Consider the following 17,368-nt stretch of genomic DNA (forward strand, 5'->3'; position numbering starts at 1 on the left):
TTTGAAATTGTTACAGTTTGTAAAAAAATAATGATTACTTTTTATTTGTTCATTGTTCCAAGGGCTGCTACTTTTTTCAACCATTTACTTCTAAACTTTTCTTTTGAGAGTCTTATAGGACCAATAGTAGTAATTCGCACTTTTTTTACCCCTATATAGTTTAATGTTAGTTTTTTTATGGCATTATGACTCGGGCTTTTATAAAACCATTTATAGTACCAAGCAGGTTGATCTAAGGTGCAAATTATTCTGGCTGATTTTCCTGTAAAACATTTATCCCACCATAAAGAGTTTTCTCTTTTTTTAAAAGCAAAACCAGGGAGTAAAACCCGATCTAAAAAACCTTTCATAATTGCAGGTACTGAGCCCCACCAAATAGGATATACCAATACTAAGTGGTCAGCCCATTTTAGTTTTTCTTGTGCCTCTAATAAGTCAGGTTCAAGTTCTGTTCGTTTTCGATAGCCAAATTGAAGGTTGGGGTTAAAGTTTAATTCCCGGATGTTTATTTCCTGTATTTCAGCAGTCGATTTCTTAGCGCCTGTTTTATAAGCTTCAGAAAGGGCATAATTAAAACTTTCCTTATCTGGATGTCCGTTTATAATGACTATCTTCTTCATTTATCTTAAAAAATAGGTTTTAATGTTGCTTCAAATTGAGAACCTGTTAAGTTTTTTGTTTTAAAAAACTTATACAGTATAAAACAAGTAGGTATTGTTAAAAAGGCTGTGCAGATTATAAAAGTGCTAAGGCTACAAAATATGCCTAAAATTTGGGTGCTAGCTTCTCCTATATAGGAAGCGATATTGTTTTGCGGATTCTTAAAGTAGATATAAACCGATAAGGCATACTCATAAAACCGAATTGAAGTTTCGTAGATTAACCAAGCGGGGTAAAACCATTTTCTAATAGGTTCCCACCATTTTCCCCAGATTGACTTTAGTTGTTGTTTGTTGTTATCTTCCATTGTTATTGTATTTGTTAGCAAAATTGCTGTAAATGGAAGGCTTATCATTTGATATAAATCAAATTCGTTTTTTGGGGTTTCTTATCCTGCTCAACGTTTCCAGAGTTATTCCTAAATAAGAAGCAATATGTGTAAGTGGAATTCTGTTGGTTATAAAAGGGTAAATACTTAGTAGGTGTTTATACCTTTCTTCTGCTTTGTTGAATTGAATGGTGTATAAGCGCTCGCAAAGTCCCAACATGGTTTCAGTGACTATTTTACTAATTAAGCGTTCAAAATCGTGATGCTTTTGAGAAAGCTTATCAACCGTATCTTTTGAAAATTCCAAAACGGTTGAATCTTCAATAAATTCAACATAATGTGGACTCGGTTCGTTACTAAAAAAGCTAACGATGGAAGCCATAAACTGATTTTCGAAAGTAAACCAATCAGAAATATCTTTACCATCTTTTAAATAATATGCTCTTGAACATCCTTGTACAATAAAAAAGACTTTTTTAGAGAATTGCCCTTCTCGTACAACAATGTCCCCTTTTTTATATACACAAACTTTTGAACTGGTAATTAATTCTTGTTGACACTCAGTAGATAGCGGAGTGTAGGTTTCCTCAACCGTTTTAAAGACTTCTTTATAATTCATCCTCTCTCATTAGTAGCTTCAAACCTACTATTTTTTTACCAAGTTCAAAAGTTATGCGTGTTAAGATGCTGTGTTTTTAAGAAGGATTGGTAACACCATAATTTTTCATTAAAAAGTCTAAAGAAAATCCTAGTTTTAAATACATTTCTTTTGCCATTTCAGAGGCTTGTAGTGTAGCTAATGATAAATTCTGGTCAATGGCTTTGTTCAATGTGTGACGCATAATTTCGGTAGCAAAACCTTGTTTTCTCTTTTCAGGAATAATACCTAAACTGTGCAAGCCAGCAACAGTATTAGTAGTGTATAAAATTACGGTGCCTACAAGTTCTTGTTCAAAATAAACAAGATAGTAGGGAATGGTTTCTTTGGTTTTTAAAATGGTTGCTGTATTTATTTCGTAATTAAAGGCTTTAAAAAAGGCGTTGCTCCAAATGTCAGCTTCTTCTGTGTTTTCTACTCTTTTAAAGTCGATGTGTCTTTGCGTTTCGAACTTTTCGTTTAGCTCTAAACTCATTCCGTATTGTGTTGACTTTAACTGAATTTTAGCGTCAAGTTCCATATTATTTTCTTGATTGGGAAGTGTAAATAAAGAAAATGTAAAATGCTTATCTTCTCCTAACATTTGTTGTTGTACTTCTTTTAGTTGGTTTTCAGAAGGAGAGAGGTTGGTCCAAATTCTATTAGGCCATTGGGCATTTTCAATATAAGCGCTTTCAAAAGATGTTTCTTTATGATGTCCTCGATATGGAGCTACAGCAGTTTTCCATAAAGAAGTTAAATTGTGAATGTTTGATACTATTTTTTTCATTTTGAGTTGATTAAAAGAATACTAATTGCCATGAAAACAATTCCAATACACTTTTTGGTAGTTATAGGCTCAACAGGCAGGTTTAACCAACCAAATTTTCCTGCGAATAACGAAAAAATCAATTGACCGCATAGTCCAAAAGCAATCATTTTTGAAATTCCTAGCTTTGGTATGGTGTAAAAATAAAGAGAAATACCAATCATGCTAAAAAGTCCGCCAATAAACCATAAATACCAAGGTACTTGTTGTGCTGTAGTTAGTTGAATACTTTCTTCTTTGAATAGCAAGATGAATAAGCACCCAAAAACAGCGCTGGCTATAGAGGTGGCTATAACAGCAATAACAGGTTGCTTTACAATAGCACCTAATTGCGTGTTAAATCCTGCTTGAACAGCCAGAGATACTCCACCAATAAAGGCCAAAAAGTATAAAAAGAATATTTTCATACTGCAAAGATGGAAAGGAAATAACACCTTTTTCTTTACATATGTTGATTGCTATACATTTTTTTTAATGCTCTTACGTATTCGGCTTAATTGAGTAGGAGTGATGCCTAAATGAGAGGCTATATAGTGCAAAGGTATTCTATTTTCTATGTTGGGGTTAGCGTTTACAAAATCGAGATACCGTTCTTTAGCTTCTTTTAAAACAATGTCAATTTCTCGTTTTTCTTTATCAATCACCCAGTTCTTTTCAAGATAAGCGATGTAAAAGTTTTGCAAGTCTTGGTTTTCCTTAATAAGTTGTCTGTAGGTGTCATACGGAAAACTAATAATGGTTGAGTCTTCTATAACCTCTAGAGAAAACTGAGAAGGTGTGTTGGTAAGTGACGACACTACAGAACCTACAAAGCTCTCTGCTAAAAAGATGTTTTTATGATATACCGTACCGTTTTTATGTAAAAAACACGAAACTACAGCTCCTTTGTAAAGAACATGAACGTGTTTTGATACCTTACCAAAAGGCAATAAAGTAGTTCCTTTTTTTAAATCATGAATTTTTACAGCCGAAAACAAAGAAGAAATCGCCTCGTCACTTACCGTAGCATAACGATTAAAAACGCTTGTTAAAAAGGTTTTATATTCATTAGGTTGATTCATTATTCGTTTAGGTGTTTTTAATTTGAATAATCTGTGCCGCAATACTTACCGCTATTTCTTCTGGGGTTTCACTTTTTATAGAAAGCCCTATAGGTGCGTGAACGTTGTTTAATTCTTCTTGAGTAACTCCTTCATTTTGCAAAACTTCCCACATCGTTCGCAACTTTGCTTTGCTACCCAAAACGCCTAGAAATTGATAGTTGTTTCTTAGAAGCTTACTCAATACCAATTTGTCATCGGTATATGTATTAGTCATAATGGCTACATAGCTTGAAGAAGATTCTTCTATGTAGTTTTCAATATCGTTATAATCAATAACCTGTTTTTTATGAGCGGTTTGGTTATTTTCTAAGGTGTTGAGGTTTTCTCGATTGTCAAAAATCACCACATAGAAACCAAGTTTTACAAAGAGTTCAGAAACAGCAACTCCTACATGACCACCACCTACAATGTACAAGGTTTCTTTAAAGCCAATGTGTTCTTTAAAATACCAATCTTCTTTCGAGTTGATGGTATATTCAAACTGACTTTCTAGAACATCAGGAGTAAAATCAAATAGGGTAGGAGATAAATGTAAAGTTCCTTTTTTACCGTGTTGTAAAGAAGAAATAATGGTTGAGATTATTGAAATATGCTTAGCATCTAAGCAATGAAAGGCTACCGTTTGTTCACCAGAACAAATCATACCCGAACCATCTTTGATAGTTCCTTTATGAATTTGTTTTTTACTAAATGTTGGCGGATTCTCTTGTTGTACTAGTTGTTTGGCCTCTTCAACGAGTGCAAACTCCATCACACCACCACCTACAGAACCGAAAATAAAACCATCTTCAGCAATTAGCATTTTAAAGCCTTTTCGGCCTGGAGAACTACCAAGGTTTTCAATTACCGTTAGTAGGTATACCTTCTGTTTGTTTTGAAGTTTTGTATATAACTGTTGCCAGAATTTCATAAAAGCTTAGTTAAAAATGGTTTCGCTTAAGGCATAATAAATAGCCATTAGTGCAGAAAAAATAGCACTGGCTAAAAAACGCCAATCGAGTTTTACTTTATTTTGAATGATAAAATTAGCGATAAACGAAATAGGAATGTTCACTAAAAACGACCAACAAGCAACAATGAATAAGTTACTGGTTATTTGTTCAAAATTCCCGGAAAATAGCTTGATAAACAGCAAATGTCTAAAAATCCAAAGTGGATTAAAGTACGCAATGGCTAATAGGGTTTTTGCGAGTGTTTTTTTGAGTCCGCTATTGTTTGCTGTCTTTTTTTCTATCCAATTAAAATAATTAGGGATTTCAAAAGCATAAACAGTAGCACCAATAAGTACCATTCCGAGAAGTCTGTATATTGAAAACTCGTTTAGTAAAAGGGATGCAATGGTATCTCCGATGCTATAAATTAACGCACCCCTAAATATATTCTGTTTGGTGTATTGTAGTTTGATACCTATTTATTTTGAATTAAGTCACCTTTAATCGGTGAGTAATTGGTTTTTTCTTTGTTATTAACCAAAGCTTTGTCAAAGTAACACTTAACTCCGTCTGCACTGTTTATACTTTCAATATTTTGAATGTGAAAATGTAAGTGTGGGTAGTAAGATTTTCCAGAGTTACCAACCTGAGCAATAATTGTTCCTTTAGTAACAATGTCTCCTGTTTTCACTTTAATAGAGTTGTTTTTTAAATTACCAAAGAACAAAAACTCATTGTTGTTGGTTTTTAATATAATGGAATTTCCAGCTGCATAATAACGGTTAATATGACCTGGGTCATTATCTTTAATTCCATCAATAACGGAGATAATTTCACCATTTATGGGGGCTAAAACATTTTTGCCAAAAGAGTAATAGTTTTCGTTTTTATGTCTTTGTCCGTTATGAACTTTTTTGTTGTCATCAATTAAAACAAAATCAAAAGCTTTTTTTTGCGGATTAACATCATAATGATTGTTATCACTTTTAGCATCTCCTCCTTGTGCTACGTACCAAACTCCTTCATCGAAAGGTAAAGCTATCTTTGATATGTTTTTTTCTAAATAGGGGTTGTCTCTGTAAACAAAACCTCCTAGTTTGTTTAGGATTTGATTATCTGGATATAATTTAAAACGTTGGTTTCCTTTTTCAAAATTAACATTAAACCTCACAGAATTATTAGCAGTTTCAACATAAGAGAAACTAGTTATTTTTCCATAGGTAAAATTCATCTTGTTTAAAAGAGAATCCCATTTTTTTCTCGGGACATTCTTTTGAAACCTAGCGGCAAATCTGTTATATATTTTACGATACTGTTGTTTGTTATAGTTTTCTTGAAAATGAACCATAAACTCACCAGTTCTTATTTTTTTACTTTGCCCTAAGAGACTTAAACTAATTGTACTAATTGCTAGCACAAAGAATATTTTCTTATTCATAAACAGTATTAATTTTTCTATTTTTCATACAATCCCATCAACACTTTTTCGGGTGTAAAAGGAGCGTGGAATTTTAATTTATAATTAGGGTTGAAAGCTTTCACCGCTTGCTGAATGGCAAAATAAGCTCCAATTCCATACATTAATGGAGGCTCACCAACTGCTTTCGATTTTTTAATAGCCATTTGATTTCCTTCTGTTTTTAACGGAATGGTTTCTATTGTTTTGGGTGCCGAAAAAATATCAGGTACCTTGTAGGTAGACAACGCATTCGAGAGTAATCGTCCGTCATTATTATAGGCAATTTCTTCTAGAGTCATCCAACCAATTCCTTGTGCCAAAGCACCTTCAACTTGCCCTAAATCAATACCCATATTCATACTTTTACCAAAGTCGTGTACAATTTTTACACTATCAATTTCATAATTACCACGGATACAATCTACCGTAACTGTTGTGATGGCAGTACCGTACACATGGTAAGCAAACGGATGTCCTTTTTCTTTGGTTTTATCAAAGTGAATAATTGGAGTTGCATAATGGGCATTTTCAGAAAGTGCCACACGACGTAGCATCGCTTCAGCAATTAAAGCTTCCCAGGTTAGCTCTGATTTATGATCATTTGTAAAAATAAAATTCTCTTTGAAGGAGATGTTTTTTTCTTCGGAAGAAAGCATGTCAGCGGCAACTTTTGTTAGTCGTTCAACTAACGAATTACAAGCCATTTCAACTGCTTTTCCGTTGAGGTCGGCAGTAGAACTCGCAGCAGAAGGTGAGGTGTTGGCAACACGCGTAGTATTCGTCGTTTCCAGTTTAACCTTATCTGCCGAAATTCCTAAAACACTTTGTGCTACTTGCAACATTTTAGTGTTTACACTTTGCCCCATTTCTACGGCAGCTGTAGAGACGCCAACACTTCCATCTTGATAAATATGTATCAATGCACGTGCATGGTTCATTGGGGTATTGGTAAATGAAATACCAAAAGCAATAGGCATTAATGAAATACCTTTTTTGTATCGGTCATTTTTACTATTAAAATCTGCAACTTCTTGCTCTAATTTTTCAAGTTGATATTGTTCTTTTGCACTAAACCAAGAATTCTGTGCTTGCACTTCGGTAGCAATTTGTCCGTAAGAAAACTCATCATTTTCAGCTAATAGATTGGTTTCTTGTATTTCTCTTTTGTTGATGCCCATTTTATCAGCGGCATCGGCAATAGCACTTTCAATGACAAACATACCTTGCGGACCACCAAAACCACGAAAAGCGGTATTAGGGGGTAAGTTGGTTTTACAGCTATACACGGTAGTACTCACATTCGGAACGAAATAGCTGTTCGTTGCATGAAACAAAGTCCTTTCAGCAATAGCAGGTGATAAATCAGCGGCGGCACCAGAGTTTTGTAAGAACTCTGCTTCAAAAGCTTTTATTTTTAGGTCTTTGGTCAGACCAATTTTATAAAATGAGGAATAGGGATGGCGTTTTCCTGTCATGCGTAAATCGTCATGTCTATTCAGCATGTATTTTACTGGACGATTCAAATGTTGTACTGCCACAGCAGCCATCACTGCCCATGGAGTAGCTTGATCTTCTTTTCCTCCAAAACCACCACCTAAACGGATGACATCTACTTCAATTTTATGCATTGGGATACCCAACACTTTCGCCGCTGTTTTTTGTACAGCAGTAGGGCCTTGCGTAGAGGAAGTAATTTTTATATTTCCGTTTTCTTGAGGAACCGCATAACAACCTTGTGTTTCGAGGTACAAATGCTCTTGTCCGTTCGAAAAAGTTTCGCCTTCAAACACATAGTCACATTCGGTAAAAGCATTTTGGGTGTCTCCTAAGTTAAATGAACGAGGAGCATTGATAAAACTTCCTTTTTCTTTGGCTTCTTTAGCGGTTGTGATTACAGGAAGTTCTTTAATATCTATGGTAATTAAAGTTCTCGCTTTTTTAGCAATGGCTTCACTTTTTGCAACGATAAACGCAATCGGTTGTCCCCAAAAATGAACTTCATCTTCAGCCCATAAAGGTTCATCGGGAATAATACCACCAATTTGATTTTCTCCTAAAACATCTTTATAGGTAAATATTTTGATAACGCCTTCTAGCGCTTCTGCTTTTGAATAATCTACCAATTTGATTTTTCCATGTGCTTTTGGCGAGTCAAACACCAAGCCGAATAAGGTATCCTGTCTCAGCATTAAATCGTCAACAAATAACGATTCTCCTCTAACATGTGTAAAACTGTCTATGTTCTTCATCGTTTTCATTAGGCAATTAGTTTTTTAAGTTCTACTTGATTTGGGAATAGTTCTAAAAAGTGAGCAAAAAATAACTGTCTTGCCAATAATCGCTTATAGTCAGCAGTTCCACGAACATCGCTAATAGGCGAAATTTCTGATTGTAAAATAGTTTCGGCTTCTTTTATAGTTTCAGAATTGATTGTTTTTCCGATTAAAAAGGTATTGGTATTTGATAAATACTTTGGAATAGCGGCTACACCTCCTAAAGAAAAATGAGCATCTGTAATTATACTATTCTTTATAGAAATTCTTCCTGCCGAATTTACACTAGCAATGTCTAAATGTGTTCGTTTGCTCACTTTTTCAAAATTAAAAAAGTCTTCTGCCTGCGGAACTTTAAACTGTATTGATTGTAAGATTTCGCCTTCGTGTAAATCGTATGTTTTATAGTCTTGATGAAATTCTTGAAATGGAATTTGTCGCACATTCCCATCTTCTTTTTGAATGGTTACCATTGAGTTCAATGCTAAAAAGAAAATAGACATATCGCCAATAGGAGAGGCGTTTACAAAGTTACCACCGATGGTTCCCATGTTTCTAATTTGTTCAGAAGAAACAAGTTTTAAAAATTGTTTGAGTTTCGGGAAGAGAGTTTGCAATTGTTTACTTTCGGCTATTTCGGTAACCGTTGTATTAGCGCCTAATGTGCAAAAACCTTTGGTAAAAGAAATTTCTTTTAAAGCGTTTTTATCGGTTAATAAATGTACATCTTCTTCAGCCATTTTATCAGCATGTTGTACATATATATCGGTTCCGTTAGCTACTTTTATTCCTGTTTTTTCAAATATTTTTGGTTGTATTTGAGCTAGTTTTTCAGGGATAGTTTCAAAATAATTAGGAATAAACCCTTCTTTGATTAACCAGTCGATTTGATGGTTCTTATCTTTTTTTTGTAGTTTTTGTGCTATTTCAAAACCAGCTTTTTCAATCGATTTATACCCCGTACAACGACAAATGTTTCCGCTGATAGCATCGTTACAAGAAGTTGTTTGTTTACTGTCAAGAGCATAACCAGTCATAGAAACCACAAATCCCGGTGTGCAAAAACCACATTGCGTCGCATAATTATCGGCCATTGCTTTTTGAACGGTATTCAGTTCTTTTGGCAGATTGATGCCTTCTACCGTAACGATGTGTTTTCCGTTAGCATTCCCTAAAGGAGAAATACACGAAGTTATACTTTGATAGCTAAGGCTACCGTTTTTTTGTTCACCTATTAGAACGGTACAAGCACCACAATCGCCTTCACGACATCCTATTTTTGTGCCTTTTAATTGTTGGTGTTCCCGAATAAAGTCGAGCAGGGTAATACCAGCGTTTGCTGTTGTTTTTATTACCTGATTATTTAATATAAATTGTATCATAAGCAGAATGCAAGATACGAAAATGTAACATTAGGTGAAAAGTGAGGCGCTTTGATTTTTAATTGTTACTAATTTTATAATAAAAGCTTATAACAACAAAAAAAACCTCCAAATTTTGGAGGCTTTGTATGTATTTTAAGAAAAATATTAAGCAAATAAGCTGTCTATTTTTTCTTTTTCTTCTTGTGCTAAAGCAGGATCTACTAAAATACGACCACTGTGCTCGTCAATTGTAATCTTTTTACGGTTAGCAATCTCTAACTGTACTTGAGGTGGAATAGTAAAGAAAGAACCTCCAGCAGCTCCACGTTCAATAGCCACAACTGCTAATCCGTTTCTTACTTTAGTTCTAATTCTTTTGTAGGCTGTTAATAAATGCCTGTCAATAGACTGTGAAAATTCTTCAGACTTTTCTTTTAATAATTGCTCTTCTTTCTCAGTCTCTTTTAAGATAGCATCTAATTCTCCTTTTTTGTGAGCTAAATGCGCTTCTTGCTTAGCTAGTTTTTCTTTGGTGCTATCAATAACCTCTTTCTTTTGAGCAATTTTAGCTTTGTACTCTTTAATTCTCTTTTCAGATAATTGAATTTCTAATTCTTGGTACTCAACTTCTTTAGATAAAGAGTCGAATTCACGGTTATTACGAACATTTTTTTGTTGTTCTTCGTATTTAGTAATTAAATTTTTAGATTCTTCAATTGCTAACTTTTTATTACTAATATCAGTTTCTAAATTTTTAACATCCTCAGCTAAATTAGAAAGTCTCTTGTTTAATCCGGCAACTTCATCTTCTAAATCTTCAACTTCTAAAGGTAATTCACCGCGAACGTTTCTAATCTCGTCAATTCTAGAATCGATTAACTGTAAATCGTATAACGCTCTTAATTTTTCTTCTACCGTTACTTCTTTTTTTGCCATCTGTTAAATATAGTGTATTGGATTTGTACTCTTTTCGCTTAAAATAATTGCAAAAGTACTAAATTTTTTGCTAAGATAATCAACTAAAAGCTTTTTTGTAAATTGCTCACTTTCATAATGTCCTACATCTGCAAGTAAGATTCTTTTTTCTGCTTTAAAAAATTCATGGTATTTAAAATCAGCACTTATGTAAGCATCGGCACCAGTTCGTAGTGCATTTTTAATAGCAAAACTTCCCGAACCTCCTAACACTGCTACTTTTTTAATAGGTTTATTAAGTAATTCTGAGTGTCGCACACAACCAGTTTTAAAGGTTTCTTTTACAAATAATAAAAAGTCTTTTTCATTCATCGCCGAAGGAAGTTCTCCAATCATTCCCATACCTACATGTTGGTTTTGATTATCTAAAGTAATAACTTCGTAGGCAACTTCTTCATACGGATGGTTTTTAAAGAGAGCGGAAAGTATTTTTCCTTCTAAATAAGAATCAAATGTTACTGTAATACAGGTTTCTTTTTCAAACATCAATTCTCCTTTTTTCCCTACTGTAGGGTTCGAGTTTTCGTTTCCTCTGTAGCTTCCTTTTCCTTCTACATTAAAAGAACAGTTATCGTAATTCCCAATATTTCCCGCGCCAGCTTCAAATAATTTTTCACGTAAATTAGTTGCTTCTTCAAACGGAACATAAGTGGTTAGTTTTTTGATGATTCCTTTTTTAGGAATCAAAGTTTTCATGTTTTCTAAGCCTAAAACTTCTCCCATTTTAGCTGAAACTCCATTATTAACATTATCTAGAGCGGTATGCGTAGCATAAATAGCAATGTTGTGTTGAATGGCTTTTAACACGACACGCTCCACATAATTATTCCCGTTAATTTTTTTCAAACCGCTAAATACAATAGGGTGAAAACTTACAATAAGATTACAGTGGTTAGCAATTGCTTCATCTACCGTTTCTTCAAGCGTGTCAAGTGTGACCAAAACTCCAGTAACTTCAGTATTATAGTTTCCTATTAGCAAGCCAACATTATCAAAATCTTCAGCATACGAAAGCGGCGCTAATTGTTCAATATAATTGGTAATATCTTTTATGTGCATTTGGGTAATTTTCAAAGTATTGATACAGCAAAGTTACAAAGTTTAACTGTTTAAAAAGTTAGAAAAGTGAAGAAGTGAGAAGGGAAGAAAAGATAAAATAGTTTGTGGTGTAAGTGTAAAAACTAATTTATTATTTTTGGAACAATGAAATTACTTCGATTTTTATTGTTTCCGTTTGCTGTTTTGTACGATGTAATCACCAGGGTTCGTAATTGGTTTTTTACTATTGGTATTTTAAAATCGACTTCTTTTGAAATCCCTGTAATAGCCGTGGGGAACTTGAGTGTAGGAGGAACGGGAAAATCTCCACAAATAGAGTATTTGATACGTTTATTGAATGATAAATATAGAATGGCCGTTTTAAGTCGGGGCTATAAGCGTAAAACAGAAGGATTTCAGTTAGTAAACGATACACATACAGCTGAAGATGTTGGTGATGAACCCTTACAGTTTTATAAGAAGTTTAAAAAAGTTATTACCGTAGCTGTGGATGCTGATAGAACGAACGGAATTCAGCAGTTGTTACAACAAAATAATCCGCCAGAAGTGGTATTGTTGGATGATGCTTATCAACATAGAAAAGTAACAGCGAGTAGCTATATTTTACTAACCAAGTACAACGATTTGTTTGTAGACGATTTTGTATTACCCACAGGAAATTTAAGAGAAAGTAGGAGAGGAGCTAAACGAGCAACGATGATTGTGGTTACGAAATGTCCTGAAAATTTATCAAAAGCGGAGCAAGAAAAGATAGTGCGAAAACTCAATCCAAAATCATATCAAAAGGTATTTTTTACAACCATTGCTTACGATGAGAGTTTAAAAGGAACAAATGAGTTAACAATTGATGATTTGCAGGATAAAGAAGCGTTGTTAATAACGGGAATTGCAAATCCGACTCCTTTATTGAATTTTTTGAAAGAAAAGAAAGTAAGTTTTAAGCATCTAAACTTTCCTGACCATCACAATTTTACTCAGCAAGACATTTTAAAGATTGAAAAAGCATTTAATGAGTTGCCGTCTGAACAAAAAATCATGCTAACTACCGAAAAAGATTATATGCGTTTAGAAGGAAAGGTGAATCCTCTTAATTATATCTCTATAAAAAGTCACTTTATAAGTGAAGAGAAAGCTTTTAATTCTTTAGTGTTGAATGAAATAAAGAAGGTAAACTAAATCACTCGTTCGTCAGCTTTATAAGCACCACGACGGTGTAAGATCCATTGCGCTTCGTCTAATGGATTCACTCCTTTAAAAGGTCTTGATTTTCCTTCTCCTTCAGGACATACGTCATAGCCATGAAAAACCATTCGCAAACGGATACGACCGCTGCAAAGAGTATTTAATTTAATACTTAGGTCTAAAGAAGTGGCTACGGGAATTGTTCCTGTAAGATGCATCATTTCATTTAGAAAAGAGGGAGAGTTGATAGTAGCTCTTCTCGTCGTAAGTTCTGAAATAATTTTACTTAAAAATTCTTCATTGGTTTTTATTTCAAAGCGAACTAACGGTTCTAACAAATGTGTTCCGCCAGCTTGTAAGCCTTTCATGATACCCATTGGGGTAGCTAAGTTAAAGTCACCAGGTCTTGAATGAACATTATGATCTTCTCCTTTAATCAATGTTATTTTTACATCAGTTACTTCCCAACCAAGCAAACCTTGCTCTAAAGCTTTTGGAATTGTTCTGGCTATTTCGTTTTGATATTTGTTATGAATGTCGTTTTTAGAAACCGTAGATTGGTAACTAACACCAGAATTTAAAGGAGCGGGTTCAATTAAAAAAGTCATGATTGCCCAACAAGGTTTAGGCATCCAATAACGAATGTAACCTTCTGCAGCTTTGCTTATGGTTTCTTTGTATACAATTTGAGGCTCTGTAAAAGTAGCAGGGATTGAAAATCGTTCTAATAAAACATGTGTAAGCACTTCAATTTGCATGTCTCCCATTAGTAACAATAATAATTCTTTTTCGGGTTTATGCCATTTGAATTGTAGTGTTGGATCTTCTCTGTCTATAATTTGTAAAGCCTGTGCTAACGCATTGTAATCTTTATCGTTATCAGGTATTACTTGTACACTTAAAACAGGCGTGTTTAATTCGGGTAGTTTTGGAATTCCTTCGGGGTTGCCAAGAATGTCTCCTGTTTTTGTATCAACAACACCTGTAATAATTCCGATATCACCAGTTTTAATAGTAGTGTCTATATGTTTGGTATGATGAAAAACTTTTGATTGGTTTATTTTTGTTTCTACGGCTTGAGTATGATTATAAATAACCGACTTAGAAGATAATTCACCCGAAAAAACTTTTACATGTGCCATGACACCATGAGTTTTATGATGCTCTAACTTGTATACATAAGCAGAAGTTTCTTGTGTAGCAGTATTCTTATCTGGTTTAATGAAACTTGTTAATCCGTCTAATAGTTCCTTTACACCAATGTTGTTTTTAGCAATTCCAACAAATACAGGAGAAATTAAAACTTTGGAAGTGTTTTTTACAATAGATTTTATATAGGTCTCATCAGTAATGGTGTGACCGTTTAAGTATTGTTCTAACAGGTTTTCATCGGTTTCAATTAACTCTTCTACGATGGTTTCTTTTTGCTCTTTGGTAAGGGAATTATTGTGAAAAACAGGACTAATATAGGCAGTGTCTAATCCTTCATGATGACTGGTATAGATAGATACAGTTTTAATTTGAAGCTCGTCTTTTATTTGTTCCAAAACACTTTCAGTATCCGCTCCTTGTCGGTCAATTTTATTAATGAAAATTATTGTAGGAATTTTTAGTTTTTGCAAGGCATCGGCAATAGTTAAGGTGTGAGCTTGTACACCTTCAACAGCCGAAACAACTAAAACAACAGCATCTACCACACATAGTGTCCTTGCAACTTCACTAGAAAAATCTACGTGTCCTGGAGTATCTATCAGATTAACTTTAGTATTGTTCCAAATAAAAGAAGTGGTTGCTGCTTTTATGGAAATTCCACGTTCTTTTTCTAGCGCTAAACTATCAGTAACGGTTGAGCCTTTATCTACACTTCCGATATTTCTTATAGCTCCTGTATGGTATAATAAATGTTCGGTTAAAGTAGTTTTGCCAGCATCGACATGTGCTAAAATTCCTATGTTAAGAATGTTGGAATATTCCATTAATCAGTAATATCTTATAAAAAGAGAGGTAATTTGTTAAAATTGCTCTTTTGCTTCAGTTCGTAGTTGTTTAATGTCTTGTTCGGCTTTACGTGGACAAATAACCAATACATCGTCTTTTTCTACAATAATAAAATCTTGTAATCCTTGAATTACTACTTTTTTACCGTTTTTAGTGCTAACCATATTTCCGTTGGCGTCTTTAAAAATAGTTGTAGCTCCAACTGTTGCATTTTGGTGAGTATCTTTACCAAGTTTGTTATATAAAGAACCCCAGGTACCCAAATCATCCCAACCAAAATCTACAGGGAGTACGTGTACTTTTTCAGAGCGTTCCATAATTCCGAAGTCGATAGAAATGTTTTCGCATTTTTCATAGTTACTTTTAATAAAATCATCTTCAAAATTGGTGTTGTACACGTTGTCTTCAGTATCTAAAATGTTGACCATTTCAGGAAGATGTTTTTTAAAGGAATCTAAAATGCTAGAAACAGACCAAACAAAAATACCAGCATTCCATAAATAGTCGCCACTCGCTAAAAACTGAGTAGCTTTTTCTAGATTAGGTTTTTCGGTAAACGTTTGTACCTTTTTTATTTCAGAAGCATTTTCTTCAAACTGAATATAACCATACCCTGTATTAGGATGATTTGGTTGTATTCCTAGAGTCATTAATATATCTTCTTTAGCACAAGCGTTAAAAGAAGTCTCAATATTCTTAATAAATTCAGTTTCGTTTTCTATCCAATGATCCGATGGAGCAACTAACATCACCGCATTTTTGTTTTGCTGATGAATTTTTAAAGCAGCATATAAAATACAAGGAGCAGTGTTACGCATTGTAGGTTCGAGTAGTAGCTGTTTGTTGCTAATTTCGGGAAGTTGTTCTAATACTAATTCTTCGTAACGCTCATTCGTGGCAATTAAAATATTTTCTGCTGGAATTAATTGATTAATTCTGTTGAAGGTTTTTTGTAGCAAAGACTCTCCAGTTCCTAATAAGTCGTGAAATTGCTTAGGGTACTTTTCAGTACTTACAGGCCAAAGGCGAGAACCTACGCCACCCGCCATAATTACTGCGTAATAATTAGTATTCATACAAGTATTATTTGTTTAAAGCTACTAGTTTCACTTCTGCATTTTGGTTGAATAAATATACACGCTTGTTTTCTAAATTTAAACATTCATAGCGTGTTCTTCGTTTAGCACCTCTTTTGTATAGTTTTTCCTTGAATTGAAAAACGCTTCCATTAGGTATTTCAAAGATAAAGTTCTTTCCGTCTTCTGATTTTCCACCTCGCAATGCCAGTGATAAATTTACATCAGCATCTGTACTGGCTTTTGGATTTTTTAAATAGTTGGCTAAAAAAGGGAGCATATTTTTGGGATAAATCTCAGGCTGTAAAAAAGGGAGCATTAAATGCTGAAAAACTGTTTTCCATTCTTTACCATGCGGTTGTACTCTTCCAAATTTTTGATAGGTAACATGATGTGCAATTTCATGAATTAACGTTAACAAAAACTGATAAGGGTTTAAGTTGTTATTCACTGTAATTTGCATGTGACCATTAGGTAAGCGACGAAAATCACCGTGTTTGGTTTGACGTTCGCTTACTATTTTCAAATTGATTTTATGCTCAATAATTAAATATTCAACTAATGGAATAGCTTCTTCAGGGATGTATTTAATCAGTGTTTTTTTCAAAAGTCAGTTCGAGTGGTTTTTTATTTTGAAATAAAATGGAAAAATAAAAATTGTATCGAGAACTAGCTAATACTTCTCGATACAATTTTCTTTTCAGCTATGTTGAACGAAAATCACTCGAAGTGACAGTCGTTATTTTTCTATGGAGTAGAACTAGAAACTTGTAAAACTTTTCCGTTGTAGTATTTATTACCAGTTAACGCAAAATCAAAAATATAATTCGCCATTTCTTTAGCCGATAAAGGAGCTTCATAACCAGGGAAAGCTTCTTCCAGCATTTCTGTTTGTACAGCACCTAAGGCTAGGACGTTAAAAGCGATTTGTTGTTCTTTATATTCTTCGGCCAGTAATTCAGATAAAGTAATTACTGCACCTTTGGCAGAGCTGTAGGCAGCTAATCCAGGGAACTTCATGCTTCCTTGAATTCCCCCCATGCTACTTACAGTAACTACATGGCTACCTTTATTCATAAAAGGCAAGAGATTTTTAGTCAATTCAGCAACTGCAAAAACATTCACTTTATAAACCTCTTCAAAATCTTGTGTAGTTAATTGTTCAAAAGGTTTGTTGATTAATTTTCCAGCGTTGTTGATAAGGATATCTACCTTTTTCCATTCCGTTGAAACAAAATCAACCGCTTTTTTTATGTCCTTTTCGTTTGATAAATCAACTGAAATAGTTGTAATGTTGGTGTGGTTTATTTCTTCTAAAGGTTTTGTATTTCTTGATAGAGCTAAGACTTGATGTCCTTGATTAGCAAACTGCTGCGCTAATTCAAAACCAATACCTCTGCTCGTTCCTGTAATAACAATGTTCTTCATGTAATTGTCAAAATTTAAAAAGGCAAGCTACATAAAAATCACTACATTTATTGCGTAATCATTCT

General features: G+C 33.9%; 18 protein-coding genes. 1 reads left to right on the forward strand and 17 read right to left on the reverse strand.

The features are described from left to right. Positions 1-41: 41 nt before the first annotated feature. The 13 genes from ACN0WY_RS03385 to ACN0WY_RS03445 all read right to left on the reverse strand — a co-directional run bounded on the left by ACN0WY_RS03385 (position 42) and on the right by ACN0WY_RS03445 (position 11,619). Entirely contained in the window at positions 42-620 is a 579-nt protein-coding gene (locus tag ACN0WY_RS03385) for an NAD(P)H-dependent oxidoreductase (RefSeq protein WP_417799558.1), read from the reverse strand. 5 nt (positions 621-625) lie between these two features. After that, positions 626-967 (reverse strand): hypothetical protein, encoded by a 342-nt coding sequence (locus ACN0WY_RS03390; RefSeq protein WP_417799559.1) that lies wholly within the window; start codon positions 965-967, stop codon positions 626-628. A 58-nt stretch (positions 968-1,025) separates the two neighbouring features. Continuing rightward, the gene (locus ACN0WY_RS03395; protein WP_417799560.1) at positions 1,026-1,607 is read right to left on the reverse strand and encodes a Crp/Fnr family transcriptional regulator; all 582 of its coding nucleotides are present in this window, start codon (positions 1,605-1,607) and stop codon (positions 1,026-1,028) included. Between the two features lie 76 nt (positions 1,608-1,683). After that, on the reverse strand, positions 1,684-2,415 hold the full coding sequence (locus tag ACN0WY_RS03400; RefSeq protein WP_417799561.1) for a GNAT family N-acetyltransferase: 732 nt from the start codon (positions 2,413-2,415) through the stop codon (positions 1,684-1,686). Next, a complete protein-coding gene (locus ACN0WY_RS03405; RefSeq protein ID WP_417799562.1) occupies positions 2,412-2,861 on the reverse strand; it encodes a DMT family transporter in 450 nt (149 codons plus the stop codon). Before ACN0WY_RS03405 ends, ACN0WY_RS03400 begins: the two co-directional genes overlap by 4 nt. Before the next feature lie 51 nt (positions 2,862-2,912). Then, positions 2,913-3,515 carry a Crp/Fnr family transcriptional regulator gene (locus ACN0WY_RS03410; protein WP_417799563.1) on the reverse strand — a complete coding sequence of 201 codons (603 nt, stop codon included), beginning with the start codon at positions 3,513-3,515 and terminating at the stop codon, positions 2,913-2,915. Between the two features lie 7 nt (positions 3,516-3,522). Then, the gene (locus ACN0WY_RS03415; RefSeq protein WP_417799564.1) at positions 3,523-4,467 is read right to left on the reverse strand and encodes an XdhC family protein; all 945 of its coding nucleotides are present in this window, start codon (positions 4,465-4,467) and stop codon (positions 3,523-3,525) included. Positions 4,468-4,473: 6 nt separating this feature from the next. Continuing rightward, complete coding sequence (locus ACN0WY_RS03420) at positions 4,474-4,848, reverse strand: hypothetical protein (RefSeq protein WP_281980181.1); 375 nt, start codon at positions 4,846-4,848, stop codon at positions 4,474-4,476. 116 nt (positions 4,849-4,964) lie between these two features. Beyond that, a complete protein-coding gene (locus ACN0WY_RS03425) occupies positions 4,965-5,927 on the reverse strand; it encodes a peptidoglycan DD-metalloendopeptidase family protein (RefSeq protein ID WP_330488238.1) in 963 nt (320 codons plus the stop codon). Between the two features lie 17 nt (positions 5,928-5,944). Further along, the gene (locus ACN0WY_RS03430) at positions 5,945-8,197 is read right to left on the reverse strand and encodes a xanthine dehydrogenase molybdopterin binding subunit (RefSeq protein ID WP_417799565.1); all 2,253 of its coding nucleotides are present in this window, start codon (positions 8,195-8,197) and stop codon (positions 5,945-5,947) included. Positions 8,198-8,205: 8 nt separating this feature from the next. Further along, positions 8,206-9,603, reverse strand: a complete 1,398-nt coding sequence (locus ACN0WY_RS03435) for an FAD binding domain-containing protein (protein ID WP_417799566.1) — start codon at positions 9,601-9,603, stop codon at positions 8,206-8,208. 147 nt (positions 9,604-9,750) lie between these two features. Next, positions 9,751-10,521, reverse strand: a complete 771-nt coding sequence (locus ACN0WY_RS03440; RefSeq protein ID WP_330488235.1) for a hypothetical protein — start codon at positions 10,519-10,521, stop codon at positions 9,751-9,753. Positions 10,522-10,524: 3 nt separating this feature from the next. Beyond that, positions 10,525-11,619, reverse strand: a complete 1,095-nt coding sequence (locus tag ACN0WY_RS03445) for a Nif3-like dinuclear metal center hexameric protein (RefSeq protein WP_417799567.1) — start codon at positions 11,617-11,619, stop codon at positions 10,525-10,527. Positions 11,620-11,763: 144 nt separating this feature from the next. On the opposite strand from ACN0WY_RS03445, the gene lpxK reads away from it, so the two are divergent. Beyond that, positions 11,764-12,795, forward strand: coding sequence for a tetraacyldisaccharide 4'-kinase (lpxK, locus tag ACN0WY_RS03450; protein ID WP_417799568.1), 1,032 nt, complete (start codon positions 11,764-11,766; stop codon positions 12,793-12,795). Here lpxK and ACN0WY_RS03455 read toward each other — a convergent pair. The 4 genes from ACN0WY_RS03455 to ACN0WY_RS03470 all read right to left on the reverse strand — a co-directional run bounded on the left by ACN0WY_RS03455 (position 12,792) and on the right by ACN0WY_RS03470 (position 17,303). After that, positions 12,792-14,777: a GTP-binding protein gene (locus ACN0WY_RS03455; RefSeq protein ID WP_417799569.1), complete on the reverse strand. Its 1,986-nt coding sequence runs from the start codon at positions 14,775-14,777 to the stop codon at positions 12,792-12,794. The genes lpxK and ACN0WY_RS03455 overlap by 4 nt on opposite strands. A 36-nt stretch (positions 14,778-14,813) precedes the next feature. Further along, entirely contained in the window at positions 14,814-15,875 is a 1,062-nt protein-coding gene (locus ACN0WY_RS03460; RefSeq protein WP_417799570.1) for a mannose-1-phosphate guanylyltransferase, read from the reverse strand. A gap of 7 nt (positions 15,876-15,882) precedes the next feature. Then, complete coding sequence (locus ACN0WY_RS03465) at positions 15,883-16,482, reverse strand: SprT-like domain-containing protein (protein ID WP_417799571.1); 600 nt, start codon at positions 16,480-16,482, stop codon at positions 15,883-15,885. A 140-nt stretch (positions 16,483-16,622) separates the two neighbouring features. Beyond that, positions 16,623-17,303 (reverse strand): SDR family oxidoreductase, encoded by a 681-nt coding sequence (locus ACN0WY_RS03470; RefSeq protein ID WP_330488229.1) that lies wholly within the window; start codon positions 17,301-17,303, stop codon positions 16,623-16,625. Positions 17,304-17,368: the final 65 nt, after the last annotated feature.

Origin of the sequence: Tenacibaculum sp. (assembly GCF_048269885.1) — a bacterium.
Classification (GTDB): domain Bacteria; phylum Bacteroidota; class Bacteroidia; order Flavobacteriales; family Flavobacteriaceae; genus Polaribacter.